24 protein-coding genes are annotated in these 24635 nt (G+C 64.1%); 14 read left to right on the top strand and 10 right to left on the bottom strand.

Translation table 11 applies throughout. From position 1 onward, the window contains the following. Positions 1-6 precede the first annotated feature (6 nt). Entirely contained in the window at positions 7-792 is a 786-nt protein-coding gene (locus tag DM992_RS29535) for an NAD(P)H-dependent oxidoreductase (RefSeq protein ID WP_111020463.1), read from the bottom strand. Positions 793-878: 86 nt separating this feature from the next. Here DM992_RS29535 and DM992_RS29530 point away from each other — a divergent pair, with 86 nt between their 5' ends. After that, complete coding sequence (locus DM992_RS29530; RefSeq protein ID WP_111019755.1) at positions 879-1772, top strand: LysR family transcriptional regulator; 894 nt, start codon at positions 879-881, stop codon at positions 1770-1772. A 220-nt stretch (positions 1773-1992) separates the two neighbouring features. After that, a complete protein-coding gene (locus DM992_RS29525; RefSeq protein ID WP_034185087.1) occupies positions 1993-2403 on the top strand; it encodes a DUF2471 family protein in 411 nt (136 codons plus the stop codon). Between the two features lie 105 nt (positions 2404-2508). On the opposite strand, the gene DM992_RS29520 is transcribed toward DM992_RS29525, so the two are convergent. Continuing rightward, positions 2509-4542 carry an NADPH-dependent 2,4-dienoyl-CoA reductase gene (locus DM992_RS29520; RefSeq protein WP_111019754.1) on the bottom strand — a complete coding sequence of 678 codons (2034 nt, stop codon included), beginning with the start codon at positions 4540-4542 and terminating at the stop codon, positions 2509-2511. Positions 4543-4617: 75 nt separating this feature from the next. Between DM992_RS29520 and DM992_RS29515 the strand changes: the two genes are divergently transcribed. The 3 genes from DM992_RS29515 to DM992_RS29505 all read left to right on the top strand — a co-directional run bounded on the left by DM992_RS29515 (position 4618) and on the right by DM992_RS29505 (position 6942). Then, positions 4618-5697 (top strand): AraC family transcriptional regulator, encoded by a 1080-nt coding sequence (locus DM992_RS29515; protein ID WP_111019753.1) that lies wholly within the window; start codon positions 4618-4620, stop codon positions 5695-5697. Between the two features lie 100 nt (positions 5698-5797). Continuing rightward, positions 5798-6343: a hypothetical protein gene (locus DM992_RS29510; RefSeq protein WP_105393426.1), complete on the top strand. Its 546-nt coding sequence runs from the start codon at positions 5798-5800 to the stop codon at positions 6341-6343. Further along, positions 6340-6942, top strand: coding sequence for a hypothetical protein (locus DM992_RS29505; RefSeq protein WP_111019752.1), 603 nt, complete (start codon positions 6340-6342; stop codon positions 6940-6942). Before DM992_RS29510 ends, DM992_RS29505 begins: the two co-directional genes overlap by 4 nt. A 19-nt stretch (positions 6943-6961) precedes the next feature. Here the strand turns inward: DM992_RS29505 and DM992_RS29500 are convergent, their stop codons facing one another. The 3 genes from DM992_RS29500 to DM992_RS29490 form a co-directional block, all read right to left on the bottom strand. Continuing rightward, complete coding sequence (locus DM992_RS29500; RefSeq protein ID WP_111019751.1) at positions 6962-7411, bottom strand: DUF126 domain-containing protein; 450 nt, start codon at positions 7409-7411, stop codon at positions 6962-6964. After that, a complete protein-coding gene (locus DM992_RS29495) occupies positions 7404-8651 on the bottom strand; it encodes an aconitase X (protein WP_111019750.1) in 1248 nt (415 codons plus the stop codon). The genes DM992_RS29500 and DM992_RS29495 overlap by 8 nt, the downstream gene beginning before the upstream one ends. Positions 8652-8875: 224 nt before the next feature. After that, positions 8876-9304, bottom strand: coding sequence for a MarR family winged helix-turn-helix transcriptional regulator (locus tag DM992_RS29490; RefSeq protein WP_111019749.1), 429 nt, complete (start codon positions 9302-9304; stop codon positions 8876-8878). A 111-nt stretch (positions 9305-9415) separates the two neighbouring features. Here DM992_RS29490 and DM992_RS29485 point away from each other — a divergent pair, with 111 nt between their 5' ends. The 6 genes from DM992_RS29485 (at position 9416) to DM992_RS29460 (ending at position 16356) form a co-directional block, all read left to right on the top strand. After that, on the top strand, positions 9416-10336 hold the full coding sequence (locus DM992_RS29485; RefSeq protein WP_111019748.1) for a LysR family transcriptional regulator: 921 nt from the start codon (positions 9416-9418) through the stop codon (positions 10334-10336). A 107-nt stretch (positions 10337-10443) separates the two neighbouring features. Further along, complete coding sequence (locus DM992_RS29480) at positions 10444-10875, top strand: MarR family winged helix-turn-helix transcriptional regulator (protein ID WP_111019747.1); 432 nt, start codon at positions 10444-10446, stop codon at positions 10873-10875. A 64-nt stretch (positions 10876-10939) separates the two neighbouring features. Next, positions 10940-12034, top strand: a complete 1095-nt coding sequence (locus DM992_RS29475) for an HlyD family secretion protein (protein ID WP_111019746.1) — start codon at positions 10940-10942, stop codon at positions 12032-12034. A 13-nt stretch (positions 12035-12047) separates the two neighbouring features. Further along, positions 12048-13622: a DHA2 family efflux MFS transporter permease subunit gene (locus DM992_RS29470; protein ID WP_111019745.1), complete on the top strand. Its 1575-nt coding sequence runs from the start codon at positions 12048-12050 to the stop codon at positions 13620-13622. Positions 13623-13632: 10 nt separating this feature from the next. Beyond that, positions 13633-15066 (top strand): efflux transporter outer membrane subunit, encoded by a 1434-nt coding sequence (locus tag DM992_RS29465; protein WP_111019744.1) that lies wholly within the window; start codon positions 13633-13635, stop codon positions 15064-15066. Between the two features lie 18 nt (positions 15067-15084). Continuing rightward, complete coding sequence (locus DM992_RS29460; protein WP_111020272.1) at positions 15085-16356, top strand: IS256-like element ISBcen18 family transposase; 1272 nt, start codon at positions 15085-15087, stop codon at positions 16354-16356. Positions 16357-16700: 344 nt separating this feature from the next. On the opposite strand, the gene DM992_RS29450 is transcribed toward DM992_RS29460, so the two are convergent. The 4 genes from DM992_RS29450 to DM992_RS41900 all read right to left on the bottom strand — a co-directional run bounded on the left by DM992_RS29450 (position 16701) and on the right by DM992_RS41900 (position 19765). Then, positions 16701-17324, bottom strand: coding sequence for a LysE family transporter (locus tag DM992_RS29450; RefSeq protein WP_111019742.1), 624 nt, complete (start codon positions 17322-17324; stop codon positions 16701-16703). A 147-nt stretch (positions 17325-17471) separates the two neighbouring features. Further along, positions 17472-18104 (bottom strand): glutathione transferase, encoded by a 633-nt coding sequence (gene yfcF / locus DM992_RS29445; protein ID WP_111019741.1) that lies wholly within the window; start codon positions 18102-18104, stop codon positions 17472-17474. A 140-nt stretch (positions 18105-18244) separates the two neighbouring features. Beyond that, positions 18245-18655 (bottom strand): TIGR02594 family protein, encoded by a 411-nt coding sequence (locus tag DM992_RS29440; protein ID WP_111019740.1) that lies wholly within the window; start codon positions 18653-18655, stop codon positions 18245-18247. A 162-nt stretch (positions 18656-18817) separates the two neighbouring features. Next, positions 18818-19765 carry a hypothetical protein gene (locus tag DM992_RS41900; RefSeq protein ID WP_162631759.1) on the bottom strand — a complete coding sequence of 316 codons (948 nt, stop codon included), beginning with the start codon at positions 19763-19765 and terminating at the stop codon, positions 18818-18820. A 425-nt stretch (positions 19766-20190) separates the two neighbouring features. Between DM992_RS41900 and DM992_RS29430 the strand changes: the two genes are divergently transcribed. From DM992_RS29430 to DM992_RS29420, 3 genes are all read left to right on the top strand, one after another. Next, on the top strand, positions 20191-21102 hold the full coding sequence (locus tag DM992_RS29430) for a LysR substrate-binding domain-containing protein (RefSeq protein WP_111019738.1): 912 nt from the start codon (positions 20191-20193) through the stop codon (positions 21100-21102). A 123-nt stretch (positions 21103-21225) separates the two neighbouring features. Next, on the top strand, positions 21226-22542 hold the full coding sequence (locus DM992_RS29425; RefSeq protein WP_111019737.1) for an MFS transporter: 1317 nt from the start codon (positions 21226-21228) through the stop codon (positions 22540-22542). Between the two features lie 12 nt (positions 22543-22554). Beyond that, entirely contained in the window at positions 22555-23796 is a 1242-nt protein-coding gene (locus DM992_RS29420; RefSeq protein WP_111019736.1) for an amidohydrolase family protein, read from the top strand. Positions 23797-24057: 261 nt separating this feature from the next. On the opposite strand, the gene DM992_RS29415 is transcribed toward DM992_RS29420, so the two are convergent. Further along, positions 24058-24354, bottom strand: coding sequence for a hypothetical protein (locus tag DM992_RS29415; RefSeq protein WP_096475668.1), 297 nt, complete (start codon positions 24352-24354; stop codon positions 24058-24060). Between the last annotated feature and the right edge of the window lie 281 nt (positions 24355-24635).

The raw sequence follows: 24635 nt of genomic DNA, 5'->3' as shown, positions 1-24635 counted from the left end.
GCCCAATCAATGCCCGTGCGCAAGATGCGCCGCAAACCCCGCCTTCCCCGGCGCAACGTCCTCCTTCAGCGTCAACGCCGGAATCTCGTAATCGCCGGCGTTCTGCCGCCGGAACGGAATCGGCTGCGTGGTCCACAGATCGTCGAGACGCCTGCCGAGCGCCGCGCGCGTTTCCTCGAAGCGCGCGTCGTTCATCCTTCCCGTCCGGTAGATCACGAACGGCGGCAGCACGTCGAAACCCGGGTAATACAGAATACCGTGCTGGATCGGGAACAGCACGTCGTCGATCGGCCCGTTGATGCCGCGCGGGCTGTAGTGCGATTCCCACCCGCCTGCCGTGACGATCACCATCGCCCGCTTGCCGGCAAGCGAACCTTCGCCGTAGCGGGTTCCCCAGCGCGTGTCCGAATGCTCGCCGACGCCGTAGGCAAAGCCGAACGCATATACGCGCTCGACCCAGCCCTTCATGATCGCCGGTATCGAGAACCACCACAGCGGAAACTGCAGGATCACCGCGTCGGCCCACTTCAGCTTGTCTTGCTCGCGCGCAATGTCTTCACTTTGCGTGCCGGTCGCGAACGCGTGCTTCGAATCGAGCGACGGATCGAAACGCGCATCGGGCGCGCGATCGGTCACGTCGTTCGCGTCGAACGCCGCCTTCCAGTTCATCGCATACAGATCGGTCACCTGCACGCTGTGGCCGGCCGCTTCGAGATGCCCGACGGCAAAGTCGCGCAGCGCGCCGTTCAGCGAACGCGGTTCGGGATGGGCATACACGATCAGCACATTCATGTTCGTCACTCCGTTGATTGAATGACTGCAGGATGCCGCCGCCGAAGGTATATTTGAAATGAATTCCTGATATTCCAGGTATAGCCATGAACAATCTCAGGCGGATCGATCTGAACCTGCTCGTCACGCTGGACGTGCTGCTCGCCGAGCACAACGTCACGCGCGCGGCCGAGAAGCTGAACATGTCGCAACCGTCGGTCAGCGTGCAGTTGCAGAAACTGCGCGACCTGTTCGGCGATCCGCTGCTGCTGCCGGGGCCGCGCGGGATGCGGCCGACCGCGCGCGCGGAAGCACTGCGCGAGCCGTTGCGCGATGCGCTGGAAGCCGTCGAACGTGCAGTGAGTCCGGCCACGCCGTTCGATCCGGCAACCGCGACGAACACCTGGCGCGCGGCCGCGACCGACTATGGCGAATCGACGATCGTGCTGCCCGCGCTGAACACGCTGCGGGCGGCCGCGCCCGGTACGCGGCTGGCCGTCGTCGAGCTCGTGCCGCCGCGCATCGAGCAGGATGCCGAGCGAAACGGCATCGACCTGGCCTTCCATACGACCGAGGGTTCGCCGGCCAGCATGCGGCGCCTGCCGCTGTTCGTCGAGCGCTACGTGCTCATCGGCCGCGCCGGGCATCCGAAGCTGAAGCGGCGCCCGACGCTCGCGCAGTTCGGCACGCTCGAACACGTGATCGTGTCGCCCGACGGCGGTGGCTTCTTCGGCGTGACGGACGAAGCGCTCGCGAAAGTTGGCGCCACGCGGCGCGTCGTGCTGTCCGTGCCGCATTTCCTGTTCGTGATGTCGGCCGTCGCCAGCACCGATCTCGTCGCGATGCTGCCCGAGCGGCTGGTGCGCGACGTGCCCGCGCTGCGTGTCGTGGAAGCGCCGGTCGAGGTGCCCGGCTATGAAATGTCGATGCTGTGGCACGAGCGCGTGCATCGCGATCCGGCGCATCGGTGGCTGCGGGAGACGATTGCAGCATCGGTATAAGCCAACGACGGCGGCCGGATTCGGCACGGCGGGGAACAGCGTGCCGGACGGCGCCCGATTGCCGGTTTCGGTCGCGTTCGCCAGGGCCGCCCGGCCATGCTGCAAGATTCTTCATTCGGGACTTGAAACCGCCTCGAACACTGTATATATTTACAGTGCTTTTGCACCATTTGACCCGAATTCCGTCACCCATCGACGGACGGATTTTTGTGAGGCGACCATGTTCCAGTCATCCGCATTCGATCCCGAGCAACCCGGTTTCAACCCGATCCACTTCGAGCGCGCCGCGCGGCAGGCGGTCGTCGATCTTCAACGCGTCGTCGGCGCCCCCGCGCAGCGGGCGCTCGGTCTGCGACGCCGCAGCCATCCGGCCGCGGTCCGCACGATGAGCTGGCAGGCGCTGTTGAATGTCGAGGAGCTGGCGTTCTCGAACGCCGGTTTCCTGAACCGCAACGATCCGACCGTCGTCGATGCATTCATCCGGCTGCGCGACAGCCGAATGGTCGCGGCAGACATCGAGGAAGCCGTCGACTGGAAGCGCGACGACGACGATCTACCTGCCGTCTATCTGATCGTCAAGGCGATGCTCGAGGCGGAAGAGACAGAGGCACAGCGCGTCGAGATGGAATGACCCCGGCGGCCGGCGCGGCCTTCCGGTCAGGCCGCGCCGGCGCAAGCGCCGAATCCTGGGACAGCGCATGCCATCGCGGTCACGCGCAGCCGCGCCATCGAGCAATCAGAGCCGCGCCGCGAGCCGCGCGCCCTGATCGATCGCGCGCTTTGCATCGAGTTCGGCGGCCAGTTCCGCGCCGCCGATCAGGTGCACCGAGCGCCCGGCCGCCTGCAGCGGCGCGAGCAATGCGCGCTGCGGCTCCTGCCCCGTGCAGAGCACGATCGTGTCGGCTTCGATTACTTCGTGATCGGTGCGCTGCTCGCCGTACGACACGTGCAGCCCGCGCGCATCGATCAGCTCGTAGTTCACGCCGCCGATCATCTTCACCTGCTTCATCTTCAGCGTCGCGCGGTGAATCCAGCCGGTCGTCTTGCCGAGCCCCTTGCCGAGCGGCGCGGCCTTGCGCTGCAGCAGCGTCACTTCACGCGCGGGCGCCGCAACCTGCGCACGCGTCACGCCACCGCGCGTCGCGGCCGGGTCGGTCACGCCCCACTCGGCCTTCCATTCTTCCAGATCGAGCGCCGGCGACTCGCCGTCCTGCACCAGATATTCGGCGACATCGAAGCCGATCCCGCCCGCGCCGACCACCGCGACCCGCCGGCCGACCGGCTGCCTGCCGGCGAGCACGTCGATATAGCTGAGCACGTTCGGGCCATCCTGCCCCGGAATCTTCGGGTCGCGCGGCGCGACGCCGGTCGCAAGCACGATCTCGTCGTAACCGCCCGCGATCAGGTCGCTCGCGTCGACGCGGCGGTTCAGGTGCAGGTTCACGCCGGTCAGCTCGACCTGGCGGCCGAAGTAGCGCAGCGCTTCATGAAACTCTTCCTTGCCCGGAACCCGCTTCGCCATGTTGAACTGGCCGCCGATCTCGGCTGCGCCGTCGAACAGGTCGACCTGATGGCCGCGCTGCGCGAGCACGGTCGAGCACGCAAGCCCGGCCGGCCCCGCGCCGACCACCGCGATGCGCTTCGGCTGCTGCGCGGCCGTGTATTTCAGCTCCGTCTCGTGGCACGCACGCGGATTCAGCAGGCACGACGCGATCTTGTTCTTGAACGCGTGGTCGAGGCACGCCTGGTTGCAGCCGATGCAGGTGTTGATCTCGTCGGCGCGGCCCTGCGCGGCCTTGACGACGAACTCGGCATCCGCGAGCAGCGGGCGCGCCATCGACACCATGTCCGCGCAGCCATCCGCGAGAATCTGCTCGGCCACTTCCGGCCGGTTGATCCGGTTGGTCGTCACGAGCGGAATGCCGACCTCGCCCTTCATTTTCTTCGTCACCCACGCGAACGCGCCGCGCGGCACCGACGTCGCGATGGTCGGCACACGCGCCTCGTGCCAGCCGATCCCCGTGTTGATGATCGTCGCCCCCGCACGCTCGACGGCCTTCGCGAGCTGCACGGTTTCGCTCCAGTCGCTGCCGTCGGGAATCAGGTCGAGCATCGACAGCCGGTAGATCAGGATGAAATCGCGGCCGACCGCTTCGCGCGTGCGCTCGATGATCTCGATCGGCAAGCGGATGCGGTTCTCGTACGAACCACCCCACTGGTCGGTGCGCTTGTTCGTGTGCATCGAGATGAACTGGTTGATCAGGTAGCCCTCGGAGCCCATGATCTCGACGCCGTCATAGCCGGCTTCGCGCGCGAGCTTCGCGCAGCGGACGAACGCGCGAATCTGCCGCTCGACGCCGCCCGCGCTCAGTTCGTGCGGCGCGAACGGTGAAATCGGCGACTTGATCTTCGACGGCGCGACCGCGAACGGGTGATAGCCGTAGCGGCCCGTATGCAGGATCTGCAGCGCGATCTTGCCGTCCTCCGCATGCACGGCGCCGGTGATCTCGCGATGCCGCCGCGCGGCGGCCGACGTCATCAGCGTGCCGCCGAACGGCTTGGTCCAGCCGGCCACGTTCGGCGCGAAGCCGCCCGTCACGATCAGGCCCACGCCGCCGCGCGCGCGTTCGGCGAAATATTCGGCGAGCCGCGGCAGCGTCTTGCGGCTGTCCTCGAGGCCCGTGTGCATCGAGCCCATCAGCACGCGGTTCTTCAGCGTCGTGAAGCCGAGATCGAGCGGCGCGAGCAGGTGGGGAAAGGTGGTCGTCATGGTGATCCTGCCTGTAAGCGATGCCTGCCATCGTAGGCGCGCGCCGCCTTGAACGTGAGGGGGCAAACAGCCATAATGCTTGTCATTTCCGGCCAAAATGACATGACCTCCCCACTCGCCAAGGACCGCCTCGGGCTGCGCCGGCCGACGATCCCGGTCGCCTATACGCGCCTGTTGCTGCAGGCGCTGGCCGCGCGCGGCGTCGACCTGGCCGCCGTCCGTGCCGGCACGGGCCTGCGCGACGCGGTGCTGGCCGAACCCGACGCGCGCGTCGCGCCGTCGCAATGGGGGCGGCTCGTGCTCAACGCGATCGAGATCGGCGGCGATCCGGGCATCGGGCTCGCGTTCGGGCTGTTGCTGAAGCCGACCGTACACGGCTTTCTCGGTTACGCGACGCTGACCGCGCGGGATATCCGCGAAGCGCTGTCCGTCACGCAGCGCTACTTCCGGATGCGCAACCGCCAATACCGGCTGACCTATGCGGAAGACGAACGCGGCGCGACGCTCGAACTGCACGGCGTGCAAGCGAGCCCGGTGTTGCAGCATCACGTGATGTTCGAATTCGTGCTGACCGGGCTCGCGCAGAACATCTCGCAATGGGCCGGACGCGCGTCGCCGCTGATCGCGCTGCAGTTCGCGTGGCCGGAGCCCGCGTATTTCGCGCGCTATCGCGACCAGTTGCCGCCGGTCGAATTCGGCTGCACGGCGAACGCGCTGTGGATCGCGCGCGACGTGCTCGACTGGCCGCTGCCGCTCGCCGACGAAGTCGCGCACCGGCAGGCGCTCGTGCAGGTCGAGCGCGAGTATGCGCAGGTGCGGCAGGAGGAAGGCGATCTGGTCGAGCGCGTGCGCGCGGAGTTGGCGAAAGCAACCGGCGTCTATCCGGGGCCTGAAACGCTCGCCGATGCGCTGCTCGTGTCGACTCGCACGCTGCGGCGCCGGCTGGAGGAAGCCGGTTCGAGCTATCGGCACTTGCTCGACGAAGCACGGTTTCGCGACGCGAAGCAGTTGCTCGCCGCGTCGGATCTCGACCTGAAGACGATCGCCGAGCGGCTGCAATTTACCGATCCGGCGAATTTCACGCGCGCGTTCCGGCGCTGGGCCGGGCAGACGCCGAGTGCGTATCGGGAAGCGGCCGGCGGACCACGCACGTGACTGACAGAATGCCGTCCGTGGCACGAGGTGCCTGCGTGTGATTTCATCGGTATGATCAATGTCACGCCAAAGCGGCGCCGACCGGCGCACTCTCCCGACCATGCGTAACCACACCACCCTGATCGAGGCGACGATCGACCGTATCGATACGAACCTCATCCGTGTCGAGGCCGATATCAAGAAGGTGCCGCTTTACCGCCTGACGATGCGGGGCGCCTGCTACTTCATCGCGGCCGGCGACATCGATGCGGAAGCGTTCAAGCAGATCGACCAATTGAAACCCGGCACGGCGGTGCGCGCGTGCGTGTTCGAGGATCGCGGCCGTCACCGGATCGCGTGGATCAGAAGCACCGATCTGGCGATCGCGCCTTACGATGCGCTCGGACAAAAAGACAGCAACCTGTCGCTGCTCACGTGGGCGTCGATCATCTTCATGCTGAGCCTGCTGGTCGGTGCCGCAGCATTCAAATCAAGCTGGGCGTTCGTGTGCGCACTGGCGTTGCTCGTGAGCATCATCAGCCTGCTAGGTACACTGCTCGCGATCGCGGGCCTGTCCGATCTGGTCTTCCAACCGCAGCGTCGCGAAGCGCAGGAAAAGTGGCAGTACGAACCCGCCAGTTTCACGGTGGAACGGAGCCACGCATGACCGATGGTTCGATGCGGATCGCATCCGGCTGCGTGACGTCGGTCAGCCAGAAGACGATTAGTACGCAGGTCCGGAGCAACAACCTCGGCTGGACCACGCGAAGCATCGAGGAAATCGCGCTGCAGCTGGACGCGTTCGAGGCGCCGCTCACGCTCAGGACCAGCGCAACGCGAAGCCTGTTCATCGTCGCGGGCGATCGGCTGGATGTCGCCTACACCGAAGGCCAGGATCGCCTCGCCATCTACGGCATCCGCAACGTGACCGACGGCTCGGTGTATCTCGTTCGCCCCGCGAAAGTCGCCGGCGCCCGCGTCGATGTGTTCGTGACGCTGTTCCTGCTGGTCGCCCTGGTCTTCATCCTCGGGATCATGTCCGCGGTATCGCACGGCAAGGGCGGGATGCTCGACGCGGCCATGTGGTTCGCCGGCGGCGCGATCGGCCTGTTCCTGCTGAGCACGATGCTGCGCACTGTATTCGGCGTGATCGTGTGGCCCGAGATCCGACGGCTCGCGCAGCCGGGCGGCAAGCGCGAGATGCATGCTGCACTAGATGCGCTGTCGCTCGCGGCGGACGATACTCGGCGCATTCGCTTCATCTGAGTCGATAACGCACGACGCGTCAGTCGCCGATGTAAATCCGCGCGCCGCCATCCCCGTCGCCCGCGTCGATCCGCACCGCGCCGGTTGCGGCGACGATCGCGTCATACACGTCGTCGGTCACGCACACCACCGGCACCGCGATCGCATACAGCTCGGCGGCCACGATCGCGCCGATCGAGATGATCAGGTCGCGCTCCTTCAGCACGATCCCGACGGGCCCCGTGCCATTGCGCACGGCTTCCGCGAGCACGCTGCTGCTCGAACTCGAACCCTTCGCGTGCGGCATCACCATCACCTTGCCGGCGAGACTCGCGCCGGCTTGCGGATGCCCGCGATCGACGATCTTGCCCGCGCCCGAATCGTAGCCGCCCCAGAAGCTGAGCGGCTTGTCGAGCACGAACGCACTCGCGCACGCGCTGCCCGGCACGAGCGTGTCGCCCGTCAGTACGTTGCCCGTCGCGTCAGTCATCGAATCGCACCTTTCCTTCGTACGCCGAACGCACGCATTCGCGCATACTGCCGTACGCGACCGTCACGCCGATGTTCGCGGGCGCATACGACGCCCATTTCCCCGAGTTGGTCATCACCAGCCCCGACAGTCGCTTCATCACCGGCGTGATGTACGTGCAGGTATCGACGACGATCTGGATGCCGCGCGCGGCGAACTTGTCCGCGAGGCCGGCTTCGCCCAGCTCCCACAAAATGAAGCGGCTCGTGTTCACGTAGAAATCGCAGGCCGGCTTGCCGTCGTACGCGTCGAGCAACGCATCGAGCGTGCGGAATTCGGCCAGCGAGAAATGCGGCGTGCCGAGCGCCACCGCGACGAGTGCGTCGCCGGCCGCGCCGTGGTTCAGCGTGCGGCGAATCTCGTCGAGGTCGGCCATCGCGACGTCGACGGTGCGCTGCGCCGCTTGCCCGTGCAATGCGGCATCGAGCGTCGGCGCCTCGGGCGTCACGCCCACCGCATGGAACAGCGCGACGGCCCCGCTCGATGCGGCGGCCGCGCCGAGCGCCTTGAGTTCGTCTTCGGTGGTGTCCGCCGGCAGCCCGACGATCGCCGGCACGGCGGCACCCGCGATCCTGCCGACAGCCAGGCCGAGCGCGGCGAAATAAATATCGCGCGACGGCAGGCCGCTGAAGTCCGGTGCGTTGAACACGATCCGCGCGGCGCGGTTCGCTTCGACATGCAAACCCGCATACGGTGCGCGCCCGGTAATCGCGGCGGCCAGATCGAGAAAATCGCCGTACCGGCTCGTGCGCGCGCCGAGCACCGAGTTCGCGAACACGATCGCATTCGATTCGGCCCACGCGATCTGCTCGCCTTTCGCGGGCCGGTTCTTCAACTGATACGGCGCGCACGTGAAACTCGATTCGCAGCCGAGCTGCAGATGCGCGTCCATTAGCCGCTGCGCATCGCGCTGGATCGTGCGGTCGCCGTGGTACAGCTCGGGATGGATCAGGTCGAGCGACCCGACGTTCAAGGTGGTCGGCACCGCGACCTTCGCGCCGGTGTCGACGAAATACTCGACGAAGTCGAGGCTCGTCTGGCCGTGATAAAGACAGCCGTCGATATGCGCGGACGTAATGTCGATCAGGTGCGGCGCGGCCATCACTTCCGCCGTGTGCACGACGATCCGCATCGCGCGCGCGACGCCGTCGCCGAAATCCCCGCGCAACATCGCGTCGTCGCGGTCGCTCAACTGCAGCATCGGTTGCTCCTCGTGACTCGTGCCGGCGGCACCGGCCCGTGAAATCCGTCAGAAGACTCTACAACTGGAAATAAAAACTGTCCAGATAACCGCCAATCCGGACATAATAAAAACCAATTTTCAGTCATGGATGCCACACCTCCGCGCTTTGAACGCCACCAAAGCGGCCGATGGATCGAATTCGGCTCCAGTTCGACGCAACGTGCGAACCACCTGCGGCCCGCCTAGCGTTCCGCGGTAAGGCTGAACAGTTCATCGCGCAGCGCCTTCGCACGCCCCTCGCCGAACTGCGTCTCGAATTCTTCCTGCGCGGCCTGCCACGCGACCAACGCCCGCGCGAACGTGCGCTCGCCGAGCTTCGTGAGGCTCAGCGCATGCGCACGCGCATCGTGCTCGGACGCGGCCGTCGCGACAAAACCGTCGCGCTGCAGCGGCTTCAGCGCGCGCAGCAGCGTCGTGCGATCCATCACGAGCGTGTCGGCGAGTTCGCTCATCAGCAGGCCGGGCCGATGCGCCAGGTTCGCCATGATCGAGAACTGCGCGGGCGTGACGCCGACCGGGGCCAGATGGCGTTCGTACAGTTGCGTGACGAAGCGCGCCGCCTGACGCAGCGCGAGGCAGTTGCACGCTAGGGCAATCGGGTTGTCGTTCATGCTCCGCAATTTATATGTGCATATGCATAAAGTCAATGTACACTCCGCCGTAACGAGGCCGCTGGCCGGCGGGGAGCGGCCAGCGCCCGCCATCGCGTCAAGGAGACGGACATGGACTACATCGACAAGCTGCGGATTTTCCGGTCGGTGGTCGAGATGCGCAGCTTCACGCGCGCCGCCGACATGCACGGCCTCGCGCGGCCGGTCGTGTCGCGCGCGGTCGCCGATCTGGAAGCGCGCTTCGGCAGCCGGCTGCTGCACCGGACCACGCGCCAGGTGTCGCTGACCGAAACCGCCGAGCGCATTTACGAGCGCTGCGCGGCCGTACTCGACGAGCTCGACGCGCTCGAAGCGGAAGCGCAGACGCAGACGCGCGAACCCGAAGGCCTGCTGCGTCTCGTCGCGCACACGACGGCCGCGCTGAACCGGCTCGTGCCGCTGATCGCCGGCTTCAAGAGCGCGCATCCGAAAGTGCGCCTCGACGTCACGCTGACCGAGCGCCCCGTCGATCTCGTCGGCGAAGGCTACGACATAGGCATCGTCGTGCCGTACATGCTGACGAGCGAGACGACCGTCGTGCGGCTGGTCGAGCGCATTCCGGTCGTGATCGTCGCGACGCCCGCGTATCTGAGCGCACATCCGCGCCCCGAGACGCCGGCCGACCTCGCCGATCATCCGTTCGTGCCGATATCGCCGTCGCTGCGCCGGCCCGCGCTGTCGTTCCGCGTCGACGGCGACACGCTGACCGTGCCGTACCGCTTCGACATCTCGTCGAACAGCCCCGTCTTCAATCGCGAAATGGTGATGCACGACTTCGGCATCGGCGTCGTGCCGAGAACACTCGTCGAAGCCGAACTCGCGTCGGGCGCACTCGTGCAATTGCTGGAGGGCGCCGACCTCGTCGACGCGTTCGTCGAGATCAAGCTCGCATACGCGAACCGCGCGCTGCTGCCCGCGAAGGTGAAGGCGTTCATCGACTACACGGCCGCCTATTGCGACCGCGTCGGCGGGATTGTTCCTGCGGCGGCCTGATCCGGCACGCGAACGCGCCGGCCTGACGCCGATTGGTACAGCCACGACACCAATCTGATCCTGCTTCGCCCATCGCTTCGCCCCGCGCTGCGCCCTAACATGTGCACATGCACAAGACCACGCTCACCGATGACGATTGCTTCGCGGTCCGGCAAGCCGCCCGCCGGCTCTCGCAGTTCTACGAGCGTTACCTGTCGCGGGCGGGCGTCACGCCGTCGCAGTACAGCATTCTCGCGCTGCTGCGCGACCGGCCTGGCCTGACGATGGCGACGCTGTCGGCCATGCTGGTAATCGAACGCACCGCGCTGCTGCGCGCGCTCAAGCCGCTCGTCGGCGCGGCGCTGGTAACGGGCCGGATCGAGCGGCCGTATCGCCGCCAGACGTTCGCGCTGACTGCGCACGGCGAAACGAAGGTTGCCGACGCGCATGTGCACTGGCTCGCCGCGCAGGAAGCGTTCGAGCAACGGTTCGGGCCGACCCAGGCGGCCCGCCTGAGAGACGAGCTGTTCCGGATCGCGCACAACCTGCCGGAGCGCTGACCCCTTCCCCGATCGACGCGACGTCGTCGATCGTTTTAATGAGTGCATATACATAGGTGAATCGATGGAAACGACCCAAGAAGCTGCTGCTTCCCGCGAGGCAGCCACAATCGACCGGCCCGCGAAGCAGCGGCGCCGCGTGCCGTGGATGCGCATCGCAGTGATCGCCGTCGTCGTTGTGGTGGCAGCAGCCGCGCTCGACTGGCTGTTCGTGCTGCGCTTCCAGGAAAGCACCGACGATGCGTATGTCGGCGGCGACGTGACGGTTCTCGCGCCGAAGGTCAACGGCTTCGTCGACCGGATTCTCGTGACCGACAACCAGCGCGTGAAGACCGGCGACGTGCTCGTGCAGCTCGATGCGCGCGACTACGATGCGAAGCTCGCGCAGGCCAGCGCCGAAGTCGACAGCGCGCGCTCCGCCGTGACCGAACTAGAAGCGAAGCAGCAACTGCAATTCGCGGTGATCGGCCAGCACGCGGCGGACAAGAACGCGTCGTCGGCCGAGCTGACGCGCGCCGCATCGGACCGCGTGCGCTATCGTGAGCTCGTGAAATCCGACGCCGTGTCGAACCAGATCGTCGAGCGCGCGGACGCCGATTACTCGAAGGCCGGTGCGGCCGTCGAACGCAGTGACGCCGCGCTGCTTGCCTCGAAGCGGCAACTCGACGTGCTCGGCGCGCAGCTCGCCGATGCACGGGCCCGCGTGAACACCGCGCTCGCCGCGCAACGCGTTGCTGCGCTCAACGTCGAATACACGACGATCCGCTCGCCGGTCGACGGTTACGTCGGCAACCGCACGGGCCGCGTCGGGATGCTCGCGAACGTCGGCGTGCCGCTGCTGACGGTCGTGCCGGCTTCCGGCCTGTGGATCGACGCGAACTTCAAGGAAGACCAGCTCCGCAAGATGCGCGCGGGCGATCGCGTCGACGTGTCGCTCGATGCGTCGAGCACGCGCCTGCACGGCCGCGTCGACAGCGTCGCGCCCGCGACCGGCGCGACCTTCAGCGTGCTGCCGCCCGAGAATGCGACCGGCAACTTCACGAAGATCGTCCAGCGCGTGCCCGTGCGCGTGCATCTCGATCCGCAGCCGGGCCTCGAACACGTGCTGCGCCCCGGCCTGTCCGCGGTCGTGACCGTGCATACCGACCACGCGAACTGAGCGGGAGCCGACCATGACCACCGCGTTTTCCGGCGACCCCGCGTCGCAACCGACGAAGCAGCGGGTATTCGCGTTCGCGCTGATGTGCGTCGGCTTCTTCATGGCGACGCTCGACATCCAGATCGTAGCGTCGTCGCTGCGCGACATCGGCGGCGGCTTGTCCGCGAGCCAGGACGAGCTGTCGTGGGTGCAAACGGCTTACCTGATCGCCGAGATCATCGTGATCCCGATGTCGGGCTGGCTGTCGAAGGTGATGTCGACACGCTGGCTGTTCGTCGCGTCGGCCGTCGGCTTCACGATCACCAGCATGCTGTGCGGGCTCGCGTGGGACATCAACTCGATGATCCTGTTTCGCGGGCTGCAGGGCGCGCTCGGCGCCGCGATGATCCCGACCGTGTTCACCACCGCGTTCGTGCTGTTCCCCGGCAAGCAGCGGCTGATCGCGTCGACCACCATCGGCGCGCTCGCGTCGCTCGCGCCGGCGATCGGCCCCGTGATCGGCGGCTGGATCACCGACCAATGGTCGTGGCACTGGCTGTTCTACCTGAACCTCGTGCCGGGTATCGCGGTGGCCGCCCTCGTGCCGCGCTACGTGCACATCGACGAACCCGACCTCAGCCTCATCAAGCGCGGCGACTATCTCGGCATCGCGCTGATGTCGGGCTTCCTCGGCTGCCTCGAATACGTGCTGGAAGAAGGCCCGCGCAAGAACTGGTTCGGCGACGATGCGATCGTGATCTGCGCGTGGATCTCCGGCATCTGCGGCTTCCTGTTCATCGTGCATGCGCTGACCGCGGAAGATCCGATCGTCGACCTGCGCGCGCTCGCCGTGCGCAACTTCGGGATCGGCAGCCTGCTGTCGTTCGTGACCGGCATCGGCATCTTCGTGACCGTGTTCCTGACGCCGCTGTTTCTTGCGCAGGTGCGCGCGTTCAGCTCGCTGCAGATCGGCCTGGCGCTGCTGTCGGTCGGTGCGTTCCAGTTGCTCGCGCTTGGCGCGTATGCGTTCGCCGCGCGCTATTTCAGCATGCGTGCGCTGCTCGTGTTCGGACTGATCTGCTTCGGCCTCGGCTGCTACCTGTACACGCCGATCACGCACGACTGGGGCTGGCGGGAACTACTGCTGCCGCAGGCGCTGCGCGGGATCGGCCAGCAGTTCAGCGTGCCGCCGATCGTGACGATGGCGCTCGGCTCGCTGCCGCAGTCGCGACTGAAATCGGCGAGCGGGCTGTTCAACCTGATGCGCAATCTCGGCGGTGCGATCGGCATCGCGGTGAGCGCGACGATGCTCAACGACCGGCTGAACTTCCACTACCTGCGCCTGAACGAGCACGTGAGCGCCGGCGAGCCGCAGATCGCGTCGCTGCTCGACCACCAGGCCACGTACTGGACGGCTGTTGCGGGCAATACGCTGAATACCGCGCAGGCCGGGCTCTCGAACCTGCATCGGCTGATTTACCGCGAAGCGCTGACGCTCACCTATGCGGATGCGTATTACGCGCTGTCGCTGTGCTTCGTCGTCGCGCTGCTTGCCGTCGTGTTTTCCAAACCCATTACCTTGAACGCGCCGCCGCCGGACGCGCACTGAGATCGTCATCATGAAAAAGCTACTCGTCGCCGTTGTCGTCAGCGTGTTCGCCGCAGGGTGTGCGGTGCAGCCCGCGCAGCATCCTGCGCTACACGAATCCGTTCAGACGCTCGCGCCCACCGCATGGGATACCGACGTGCCGCGCGCGGACATCGACGCCGCCGCATGGTGGGCGCAATTCCACGATCCCGTGCTCGACCGGCTGATCGCGAGCGTGCTCGACGGCAACCTCGATCTGCAGGCCGCCGCCGAACGCGTAAAGCAGGCGCAGGCGTTGACTGTGCAGAAGCGCGCGGCGCTGCTGCCCGAACTCGACGCAACCGCGCATGCGGCCGACGCGCGGCAAAACACGCCGCCACCGCTTGGGTATGTGCGGCAGGCCGGCGTGGGGCTCGCGCTGAGCTGGTCACCCGATGTGTTCGGCGGCGAACGGCTCGATCTGCTCGCTGCTCAAGCCGAACTCGTCGGGCAGAAGCATGCGGAAGATGCGATGCGGCTCGCGCTCGCGGCCGATGCGGCATCCGCGTATGTCGATCTGCGCTGGGCGCAGCAGGAACTGAAGATCCTGCAGGACAACGCGAAGATCCGGCAGCACGCGCTCGAACTCACGCGCAAGCGGCAGGCGTTCGGGCTGTCGACGGAGCTCGACGTCACGCGCGCGCAGAACCAGCTCGATGCGCTCGAAGCGAGGATTCCGCCGACGCAGGCGCAGATTTCGCATCAGCTCAATCTGATTGCCGTGTATTCGGGGCGAACGCCGGAATCGGTCGATCAGCTCGTGTTGGCGCAGGCTGGCGAGATTCCGGCGCCGCCGGTCGGCGCGCCGGGGACGTTGCCTTCGCAGGCGTTGTTGCGGCGGCCTGATGTGCTGTCTGCTTATGCGCAGGTGGAGCGGCGTGCGGCGCAAGTGGGTGTTGCTAAGGCCGAGCGGTATCCGAAGTTCTCGCTGAATTTGGCGGACGGGATTCTCGCGGCGTCGTATCTCGGGTTGCCTACGTTGACCGACAACCTGTTCAGTGCGGCGTTGAGCGCGACGAGTCCGATCTTCAACGCGGGGCGTATTACCGCCAATATCTCGCAGAGCGAAAGCCGGATGCGCGAGTCGGAACTCGGGTTGAGGCAGACGATGCTGCAGGCGTTGAGGGAAGTCGAGGATGCGCGTGCGAATCTCGTCAGTTCCAATGAGGCGACGCGGCGGCTCGATAGCGCGCTTTCTGCGTCGGACAAGGCGCTTGGGCTGGCGAATCAGCTTTATAAGGGGGGCGCGACGGATTTTCTGGATGTGCTGTCGGCGCAGGAGGTTTATCTAAGGGATTCGGATTCGCTCAATCAGGTCAAGCGCGAGCACGCGCTGGCGGCAGTCGCGCTTTATCGGTCGCTTGGGGGTGGGTGGAGCAGGAATGAGGGGACCTATCCGTCATTTCGTGGGCGGGGCATATCATGAGGTATAAAAGTCATGGATATGCCGATGAAGAAGAGGCAAACCGTAGCGCGTCAGGCAGCGGCCCGCGGGCCGCTGCCTGAGTTGCCCAAGGAACTGCTGGACCAGTTGGTCAAGGGGCCGATGACGCCGACCGAGGTTCAGGATCTGATGCTGGCGTTCAACAAGGCGATCATCGAACGGGCGATGGGCGCCGAGATGAATCTGCATCTGGGCTACCCGTCGGGCCAGTCCAAGCCGGCCGGACAAGCCAACGAGCGCAACGGCGCCAGCGGCAAGACGGTCATCACGGATCGCGGCCCGGTTCGTGTCGAAGTCCCTCGTGACCGTGACGGCAGCTTCGAGCCGATCCTGATTCCCAAGCACGAGCGCCGCTTCACCGGCTTCGACGAACGCATCATTGCGATGTACGCGCGTGGCATGAGCGTGCGCGAGATTCAAGGGTTTCTGGCCGAGCAATACGGCACCGAAGTGTCGCCCGACTTCATCAGCTCGGTCACCGACGAGGTGATGGCCGAAGCGCTGAGCTGGCAGAGCCGCCCACTCGAGGCGATGTATCCGGTCGTGTTCTTCGATGCGCTGCGGGTCAAGATCCGCGACGACGGGGTGGTCAGCAACAAGGCCGTCTATCTGGCCTTGGGCATCCAAGCCGATGGCCAGCGCGATGTGCTGGGCCTCTGGATCGAGCAGACCGAGGGCGCCAAGTTCTGGCTCAAGGTGTTCAATGAACTCAAGACGCGCGGCTGCCAGGACATCCTGATCGCCGTGGTCGATGGCCTGAAGGGGCTAACCGAAGCCATCAGCGCGGCCTATCCGCGGACCACCGTTCAGACCTGCATCGTGCATCTGATCCGCAACAGCCTCGAATACGCCAGCTACAAGGACCGCAAGGTACTCGCCACGGCGCTGCGCCCGATCTACGCGGCTGCCAGCGAAGAGGCAGCAAGGCAAGCGCTGCAAGACTTCGCCGACGGACCTTGGGGCGCGAAGTACCCGACGATCGTGCAGTCGTGGCAACGCGCGTGGGAGCACGTCGTGCCGTTCTACGTGTTCCCGCCGGAAATTCGGCGAGTCGTTTATACGACAAACGCCATCGAGAGCTTGAACATGCAATTGCGCAAGATCATCAAGACGCGCGGTCACTTCCCGAACGACGAGGCGGCCATCAAGCTGCTCTGGCTGGCGCTGCGCAACGTACTGGCCAAGACCGTGAGGGCCGCCTTCGACTGGAAATCAGCGATGAACCAGTTTGCTATTCTGTTCGGCGAACGGTTTACGCAGGCGCGTGGATAACCTGTTGTTCAACCGCCTCGCCCACAAAAATGCGGACAGGTTCGAATGAGGCGGCGGGTGGGACGGAGATGGAGGCCGTGGCGAAGAACTAAGCGAAATCACGATATGGCGCCGGCTTAAACGCTTGCCGGCGCCCCGCACTTCAGCCACACGACCCCAGACATTGGACCGACGACAGTGCGATCAAATAGTACACAGGCCACGCGAGACCTATCGCGACGACAACCACGACGACACGCGTGACGCGTTTGTGCCAGAACCGAACTGCCGCGACGACACAGGCAACCAGGAGCAACAGAAAGGCAATCTCGGAGATCGCGACCATTTACGATCAGCGTCCCGGCTTACCGATCCAGCGCCAGTTTCGCGCCGAGGCCGAGCAGGATCGTCCCCATCACCGCATCGATCGGCTTGCGCAATTTCGCGTAGCCCGTCTGCACGCGGTTCGTCGAGAACAATACGGCGACCGTGCAGAACCACGTCATCGATACCGCGACGACAACGCCCAGCGTCGCGCCATGCATCCATGCCGGCGCATGCGCGGGCAGCAGCGTGACGAACAGGCTGCCGAAGAAGGCCGCGGCCTTCGGATTCGTCAAGCCGACCAGCAGCCCTTTCCGGTATGCGTGCACGCCGCCACGGACAACCGGCTGGCTCGCGGATTCGGCCTGTTGCGCAGACTGACGCAGGCTCGATAGCGTCTTGATGCCGAGATAGATCAGGTACGCGGCACCGGCGATGCGGATCGCCTCATACAGCCACGCGAGCTTCGCGACGATCAGCCCGAGCCCGAAAATCGCCATCGCCGCCCAGGCCGCATGCGACGACGCAATGCCCAACGCGGCCAGCAGGCCGGCACGGCGATTGCCGAGCGCATGGGACGATACGGCGATCAGGTCGGGGCCGGGGCTGACGCACGCCAGCAACATCACGCCGCCGACTGCCGCGAGTTGGGGAAGATAGCTCATGGCGATTTGGGTGGATTCAAGGTGAAGGAGGAAAGGCGATCTAATCTAGCTTGCCGATTTTCCATCGATGCGGGACGGCGGGAAGTACGGCGTGCAGGCGTATCGCGTAACCTTTCGAGCCGCCGACACGCCCCATGCAGCCACGAATTACAGCGGCGCCCGCTTCAGCTTCACCCAGCGCTGCACCGACGCCCTCTCCCACTGCGCACGCGCATAGTCGGCTAGGCGCTGCGGCACCGGATCGTCATTCAGCACCAGACGGTTCAACATGACCGCCAGGTCAACATCGGCAATGCTCCACTCGCCGCACAGGTTTGCCGCGCCCGGCGCGAGCAATTTGTCGGCGGCCGCAAACAGCTTCTGCGCGGCAGCCTGTGCCAGACTCGACAACGGCTCGCTCGTCGGGCCGTAGAACAGCACTTCGGTCGACCGCTCCGTGCGGATCGGCATCAGGTCGCTGCGCAGCCACGCCTGCACCTGACGCGCCCGCGCACGCTGGCGCGGATCGGCCGGATAGAGTCGCGTGCCCGGGAATATCTCGTCGAGATACTCGGTAATCGCCGACGATTCCGACAGCGCGAAATCGTCGTGTACGAGCGTCGGCACGCGTTGCGTCAGCGACGTCGCCGCATAGTCGGGCGCGAAATGCGCGCGGTTGCCGAGATCGACAGTCACCAGTTCGCACGGCAGCGATTTTTCCTCGAGGGCGACGAAGACCGACATCGCGTAAGGGCTCGCGTATTGCGCATCCGCGTAGAGACGGAGATTACCGGTTTGCACTGCTGGCTCCTTTTGGGGGTGGAGGTCGGTGGCTGTTTTATGCGCCGAAGAACTCCGGGTGGGTCATGCGGTGTGTGCGACAGATTATCAGTGGCGGGAAAGGCAGTGTTGGTGGTTTGGTGTGCGCTGCGGCCGTATGGTCATACGGCGTCGGGCCAGCGGTATCCGATCACTTCGTTCAGCGGATACGCGAGTTCGCGCACTTCTTCCAGTTGGTTGCCGCCGAACAGATGCACGTATTCGTCGTCGTGACGCAGGTAGAAACCGACGTGCCCTTTCCAGCTTGCCGGGTCGTCGCGCGTCAGGATGGCGATGCAGCCGTAGACCGGACGTTCCAGCGGGCGGCCCCATTCGAGCCACGAGCGCGCGAGTGCGGAACCCGTGCCGCGAATGCCGGCGTGCGTCATGCACCAGTTGACGAAGGAAGAGCACCAGGAAATCTCGTCGTCGTAGCCGACCAGGTTCGTCTGGTTGTTGTATTCGACGATGCGCGGATTTATGCTGCCCGGCGGGTGGCGGCGGATGCCGAGTTCGGCCAGGGCGACGGACATCCAGGGCGGATGGCCGGCTTTCGGCTTGCTCTCAGGGTTTGATAGGGTCACGTCGTTCTCGGTCGAATGTGATTTGCGGTCAATCTTCGCATGAATACGACATAGCGACGAGTGTTGCCGGCGCCTTCGCCGACTCGAATGAGATCAATCATGACAGGGCAATCAATAGAATTTCGTTGCCAAGAAGAAGTTATATTTTCTATTCTTTGACGTCCATGTTCCAACATACGAATCGTCAATTTTCTTTCCCTTGAACGTTGCAACCGGTTGATTCCCCGATGCCAAATACTCTGTTAAATTCACTCTCCCGTTTCTTATCGAACCTTTAACAGCGATCAGCGTTTCATTCTTGAGATACATGTAACTACCATCGACTCTTCCATCCCGATCTTCTGGAAAGGAAGCGCTAATCCAGAAATTATTGCCGATCCACCCGCCCAAATACTGATATGTCACATCGATCTTGCATCCGGCAAGACAGAGTAATGTCCTTGCATCAGGCCCGCTACCTGAAGGAAACGCATAGGTTGCTTCTGACCAATCTTTAGTGCCCGCGTCGTATGCCGGCACCGTTACAACAAGACCAGCCTGATTTGCAACTCTGGTTGCCACTGTGTCAGGCAAAGCTGGAGATTTATTATTTATTTTCCCATCACACAAGGCTTCGAAAGCATTTTCCATAATTTCCCGCCCTTCGTTCAACACAACATTGCCACGACAACTTTGCCCGATCCAACGCTCGCCATTCGACAGAGTCGCTCTCGACAGTGAGATGTAATTTCTTGCACGCATTACACCATTAATGTAAGAGAAAATCAGAATCGTCCAATTCTTTGACGACGATACTTTATCATACTCCAGAATCAGACTTGCCATGCTTCCATATAGCGTCGCATCACTCAAAGTCCGCCGCAAATTCGGCTCAGAAGACAATCGCGCATCACTAGCACTATCGACGAAAAATCCATCCCCATCCAATCGGATCGGGCAATTAATTGTTTTTACACTACCATCACAAACCACCAAACCAGGGGCCGCGTAATCACCCGCCATTGAATTTTCCATCACTGACAATACAAGAAATATCCCAAAAACAAACTTAGCAATCATTTCCCCTCCCTGGCAATCCCCTCGAACTTCTCTGCAGAAAATGGATGCTCTTCGGCCTTGTTTGGATAATCCGAACCCACCGAACTGTCGCCGTCATGCGGTAAAGCAGTCTCACGTCCAGATGCACTTCGAGCGCGCTCAGATGGTTTCCGACCGTGCTCGATGACAGACCAGACCGTTCGGCAGCGGTGCTCATATTCCTGGTGTTGACGATCTCGACGAACACCGACCTGCGCTCGATGCGCTGCTTCGTGGTTAGGTGGCGTGAAATGTCAATGGAATGGGCATCCGCCGCGGTGTAATCGAGCGCGCGTTGCGTTCAATCTTCGCATGAATGCGTCGGCTGGCGCTGCCCTTCTCGCCTTGTGATTTCCTTTCGGTGCACCCGTATCATGTCGACAGCGCCATCGACTCCCCCGCCCGCCATGCGCATCACACCTCTCCCGCCCCTTCAGTGCCTCGTCGCTTTCGAAGCCGCCGTGCGGCACGCGAGCTTCACGAAAGCCGCCGCCGAACTGCACGTGACTCAGAGCGCAATCAGCCGCCAGATCCAGCAGCTCGAGGAATTCCTCGGCCGCTCGCTGTTCGTCCGCGAGCATCGTTCGTTGCGGCTGACGATCGCAGGTGAGCAATACGCGGCGCAGGTCCACCACCTCCTCACCCTATGCGCGGAAGCCACGCACGACGTGATGAAGCCGTACGGCGATCTCGAACTGACGATCGCGTGCTCGTCCGGTGTCGCGCTACTTTGGCTTACGCCACGCCTGCCCGAGTTTCGCGCCGCGTATTCGAACATCAAGCTGCGCCTGATCGTGCGCGATGCTCTTGCGTCGATGTCGCCTGCGGAATTCGACGTCGGCGTCTACTACGTGCGCCAGCAAGCGCCGGCCGAATACACCGCGCGCCGGCTGTTCGACGAAGAAGTGTTTCCCGTCTGCGCGCCCGGCTATCTGGCCGGCCGCTCGCTCGACGCGGCCGATCTCGCGAACGAGACGCTGCTGCGCCTCGAGGACGGACAGCGCCAATGGATGTCGTGGTCCGAATGGTTCGACATGAACGACGTCGACCGGCAGAAGGCGCAGCCGCAGGACATCACGATCAACTCCTATCCGCAGATCGTGCAGATGACCATTCTCGGCCAGGGCGTGTCGCTCGGCTGGCGCTACATGATCGACGCATGCATCGAGGCCGGGCTGCTCGTGCGCGTGACGGAAGCGTCCGCGAGCCACGGCGGCGGCTACTACGTAATCTCGCCCAACGACCGCGCGCAGAACCAGGCCGCCCGCCTGTTCACGCGCTGGCTGTTCGAACAGGCGGAGAAGCAGACCGCGCCCTGAGCGCGATGCATGCGCGCAGCGCATGCGTGCATGCGAATCTTTCGTTTCAGAAAATAATCCGGCTGTCCGTAGCATGGGATTCAAGCGGGGCAGCCGTCCCGTCTTCTGACAGAGGAAGAGACCATGCAAGGAACGCTTTCCCCGCGCGCCGCGCCTTCCGTCGATGTGGCAGTGCAGCAGCGCCGCCGCGCCATCGTCGCGACCGTGATCGGCAACGGCCTCGAATGGTTCGACTTCACCGTCTACAGCTTCTTCGCGGTGATCATCGCGAAGCTGTTCTTCCCGACCGGCAACGAACTGACGTCCGTGCTGCTGACCGTCGCGACGTTCGGCGTCGGCTTCTTCATGCGGCCGGTGGGCGGCATCGTGCTCGGCGTCTATGCCGACAAGGTCGGACGCAAGGCCGCGTTGTCGCTCACCATCCTGCTGATGGCAGCCGGCACCGCGCTCATCGGAATCGCGCCGACCTACGAACAGGCCGGCATCGCCGCGCCGCTGCTGATCGTCGTCGCGCGGCTGCTGCAAGGCTTCTCGGCCGGCGGCGAGATGGGCGGCGCCACCGCGTTCCTCACCGAATACGCGCCGCCGGAGAAGCGCGCCTATTACTCGAGCTGGATCCAGTCGAGCATCGGCTTCGCGGTGCTGCTCGGCGCTGCGACCGGTACGTTCGTCACGACGTCGCTCGACACGCAGGCGCTGCATAGCTGGGGCTGGCGTCTGCCGTTCCTGCTCGGGATCATCGTCGGGCCGGTCGGCTACTTCATTCGCAGCCATATCGACGAGACACCCGCGTTCAGCGCCGTCGAAGCGCAGGCGAAGGAAAGCTCGCCGCTGAAGGAAGTGCTGTCCACCTATCCGCGCGAGACGTTCGCGAGCTTTTCGATGGTCATTCTGTGGACCGTCTGCACCTATGTGCTGCTCTTCTACATGCCGACCTATTCCGTGCGCACGCTGCATCTGCCGCAGTCGACAGGTTTCGCGGCCGGCATGGTCGGCGGGCTGATGATCATGTGCTGCTCGCCGATCGTCGGCAGGCTCGCCGACGTGTGGGGACGGCGCGTGTTCCTGTCCGGTTCGGCGCTCGCGATCCTCGTGCTTGCGTGGCCGATGTTCGCGTGGATCAACCATGCACCCGGGTTCACGTCGCTGATCGTGTTCCAGGCCGTGTTCGGCGTGCTGATTGCGGTCTATACGGGGCCGATCCTCGCGGCGTTCGCGGAGCTGTTTCCGACCAAGGTGCTGTCGACAGGGCTTTCCGTTGCGTACAACTTCGCGGTCACGATCTTTGGCGGGTTCGCCCCGTTCCTGATTACCTGGCTTATCGCCCGGACGGGCAGCAACATGGCGCCTGCCTTCTACGTGATCCTCGCGGCGGCAGTCAGTTTCGTCGGGACGCGCTTCGTGAAGGATGCGAAGCGTGGTACCTCCATGACTCGATAAGGATACTTCCCCATGACCATTACCGTGCTTCAAGGCGGCAACGTTCTCGACCTCGAACGAGGCGTGTTGCTCGAACATCATCATGTCGTGATCGAAGGCGAGCGGATTGTCGAAGTCACCGATCGGCCGCTGGATTTGCCGAATGCGCAGGTGGTCGATGTGCGCGGCAAGACCGTGATGCCGGGATTCATCGATTGCCATGTGCATGTGCTGGCTTCGAATGCGAATCTTGGCGCGAATGCGACGCAGCCGAATATTCTTGCGGCGATTCGGTCGTTGCCGATTCTCGATGCGATGTTGGCGCGTGGCTTTACGAGTGTACGGGATGCGGGCGGTGCGGATTGGAGTTTGATGCAGGCGGTCGAGACGGGGCTGGTTTCGGGGCCGCGGATTTTTCCGTCGGGGAAGGCGTTGTCGCAGACCGGCGGGCATGGGGATTTTCGGCCTCGGGGGGATTTGCTGGAGCCCTGCTCTTGCTGCTTTCGGACGGGTGCGATTGCTCGGGTGGTGGATGGCGTTGAAGGTGTGCGGCTCGCGGTGCGCGAAGAGATTCAGAAAGGCGCGATGCAGATCAAGATCATGGCTTCAGGGGGCGTTGCGTCGCCGACTGATCCGATTGCGAACACGCAGTATTCGGAGGATGAGATTCGGGCGATCGTTGATGAGGCCGAGGCTGCGAATACTTATGTGATGGCACATGCATATACGGGGCGGGCGATTGCGCGGGCTGTGCGATGTGGCGTGCGGACGATCGAGCACGGGAATCTCGTGGATGAAGCGGCCGCGAAGCTCATGCATGAGCATGGAGCGTTTGTGGTGCCTACGCTTGTTACTTATGACGCGCTTGCCAAACATGGGGCGGAGTTCGGGATGCCTGCTGACTCCGTCGCGAAGGTGGCTTCCGTGCAGCAGAAAGGACGCGAGTCGCTGGAGATCTATGCGAAGGCCGGCGTGAAGATGGGGTTCGGGTCCGATCTGCTTGGCGAGATGCACGCGTTTCAGTGCGGTGAGTTTCGGATTCGGGCGGAAGTGCTCGGGAATCTGGAAGCGCTCAGGTCAGCGACGACGGTGGCGGCGGAGATCGTCAACATGACGGGGCAACTGGGCGTCGTGGCCGCTGGTGCGATCGCCGACATGGTCGTGCTCGACGGAAACCCGCTCGCCGATATCGGCGTTGTGGCCGGTGAAGGCGAGCACGTCGCCTATGTGCTGCAGCGCGGGCGGATCGTGAAGGCGCGGGACGGCGGGCGTTGACGCGTCGTTCACGAATGCACGCGGACATTCAGGCCGTCGCTTGAATCCAGATACCTCCGAGTCAATCGAATCTATCCGATTGTTCGGCACGCACAGTGCGGCCTCACGAGCCTTGCGGTCGTGACAGTTGTTGAAGGTGGCGGTGGGCGCGAATCGCAATATCCGACGCTATGGCCAGGGCGGTATCGCCCCGGCGGTCAGTCACGTTCGTGCAAAGCCTGCAACCCACTCGCAAGAGCCGCATCGTGCGGCCCTCACTTGTTATGCGGGCGAGTCTTCCGGTTCAGGATCGTGGTACGGCTGCTCTCGCAGCGCAAGCTGGCTGTAGTCAGGCGAGATCGTGATTTTCCGGGTGACGTAGTTGACGTCGAGGTAGATGCGGTCGCCCGGTTTGAATCCAAAGATCTTGAAATCAATATCGATCGCCTGCATCCACGGCAGGTAAGGCCAGCCACGCTTGGGAAGGTCCGGGTAGTTGCGGAGGACCAGCTCAAACGTCTTTTGCATGTTGACGGGTTTGTTCTTCCTGCGACGTGACTTACTATTGGCGTCAGCCATTTCCGACTCCTAGTGCGAGTTGGTGGTGGTCAGCGGGTCGTATGGGTTGCCGCCCATGCGGCCCGCGCTTCTTTGCTGCCGTGAATTTCCCTTCTCTCTCCTCCCTTCGCTGCGTCTTGTTGGGCAAGACGGATTTTTTCGACCATCGGGCGAAGGGTGCTGCGATCTACTCCGATGGGCGAGAAGCAAGGCTTCATGACCAGTGTAGTCGTGCTGGCATCTCAGAAATGGGGAGTTGGGGGGATTGGCCGTTAGACATAGGGATGCGCGTGACGCAGGAC

The organism is Burkholderia sp. JP2-270 (assembly GCF_003233675.1).
GTDB lineage: Bacteria > Pseudomonadota > Gammaproteobacteria > Burkholderiales > Burkholderiaceae > Burkholderia > Burkholderia pyrrocinia_C.
The sequence above is the reverse complement of the archived record's forward strand: the minus strand, read 5'-3'. Positions and strand labels throughout refer to the sequence as shown.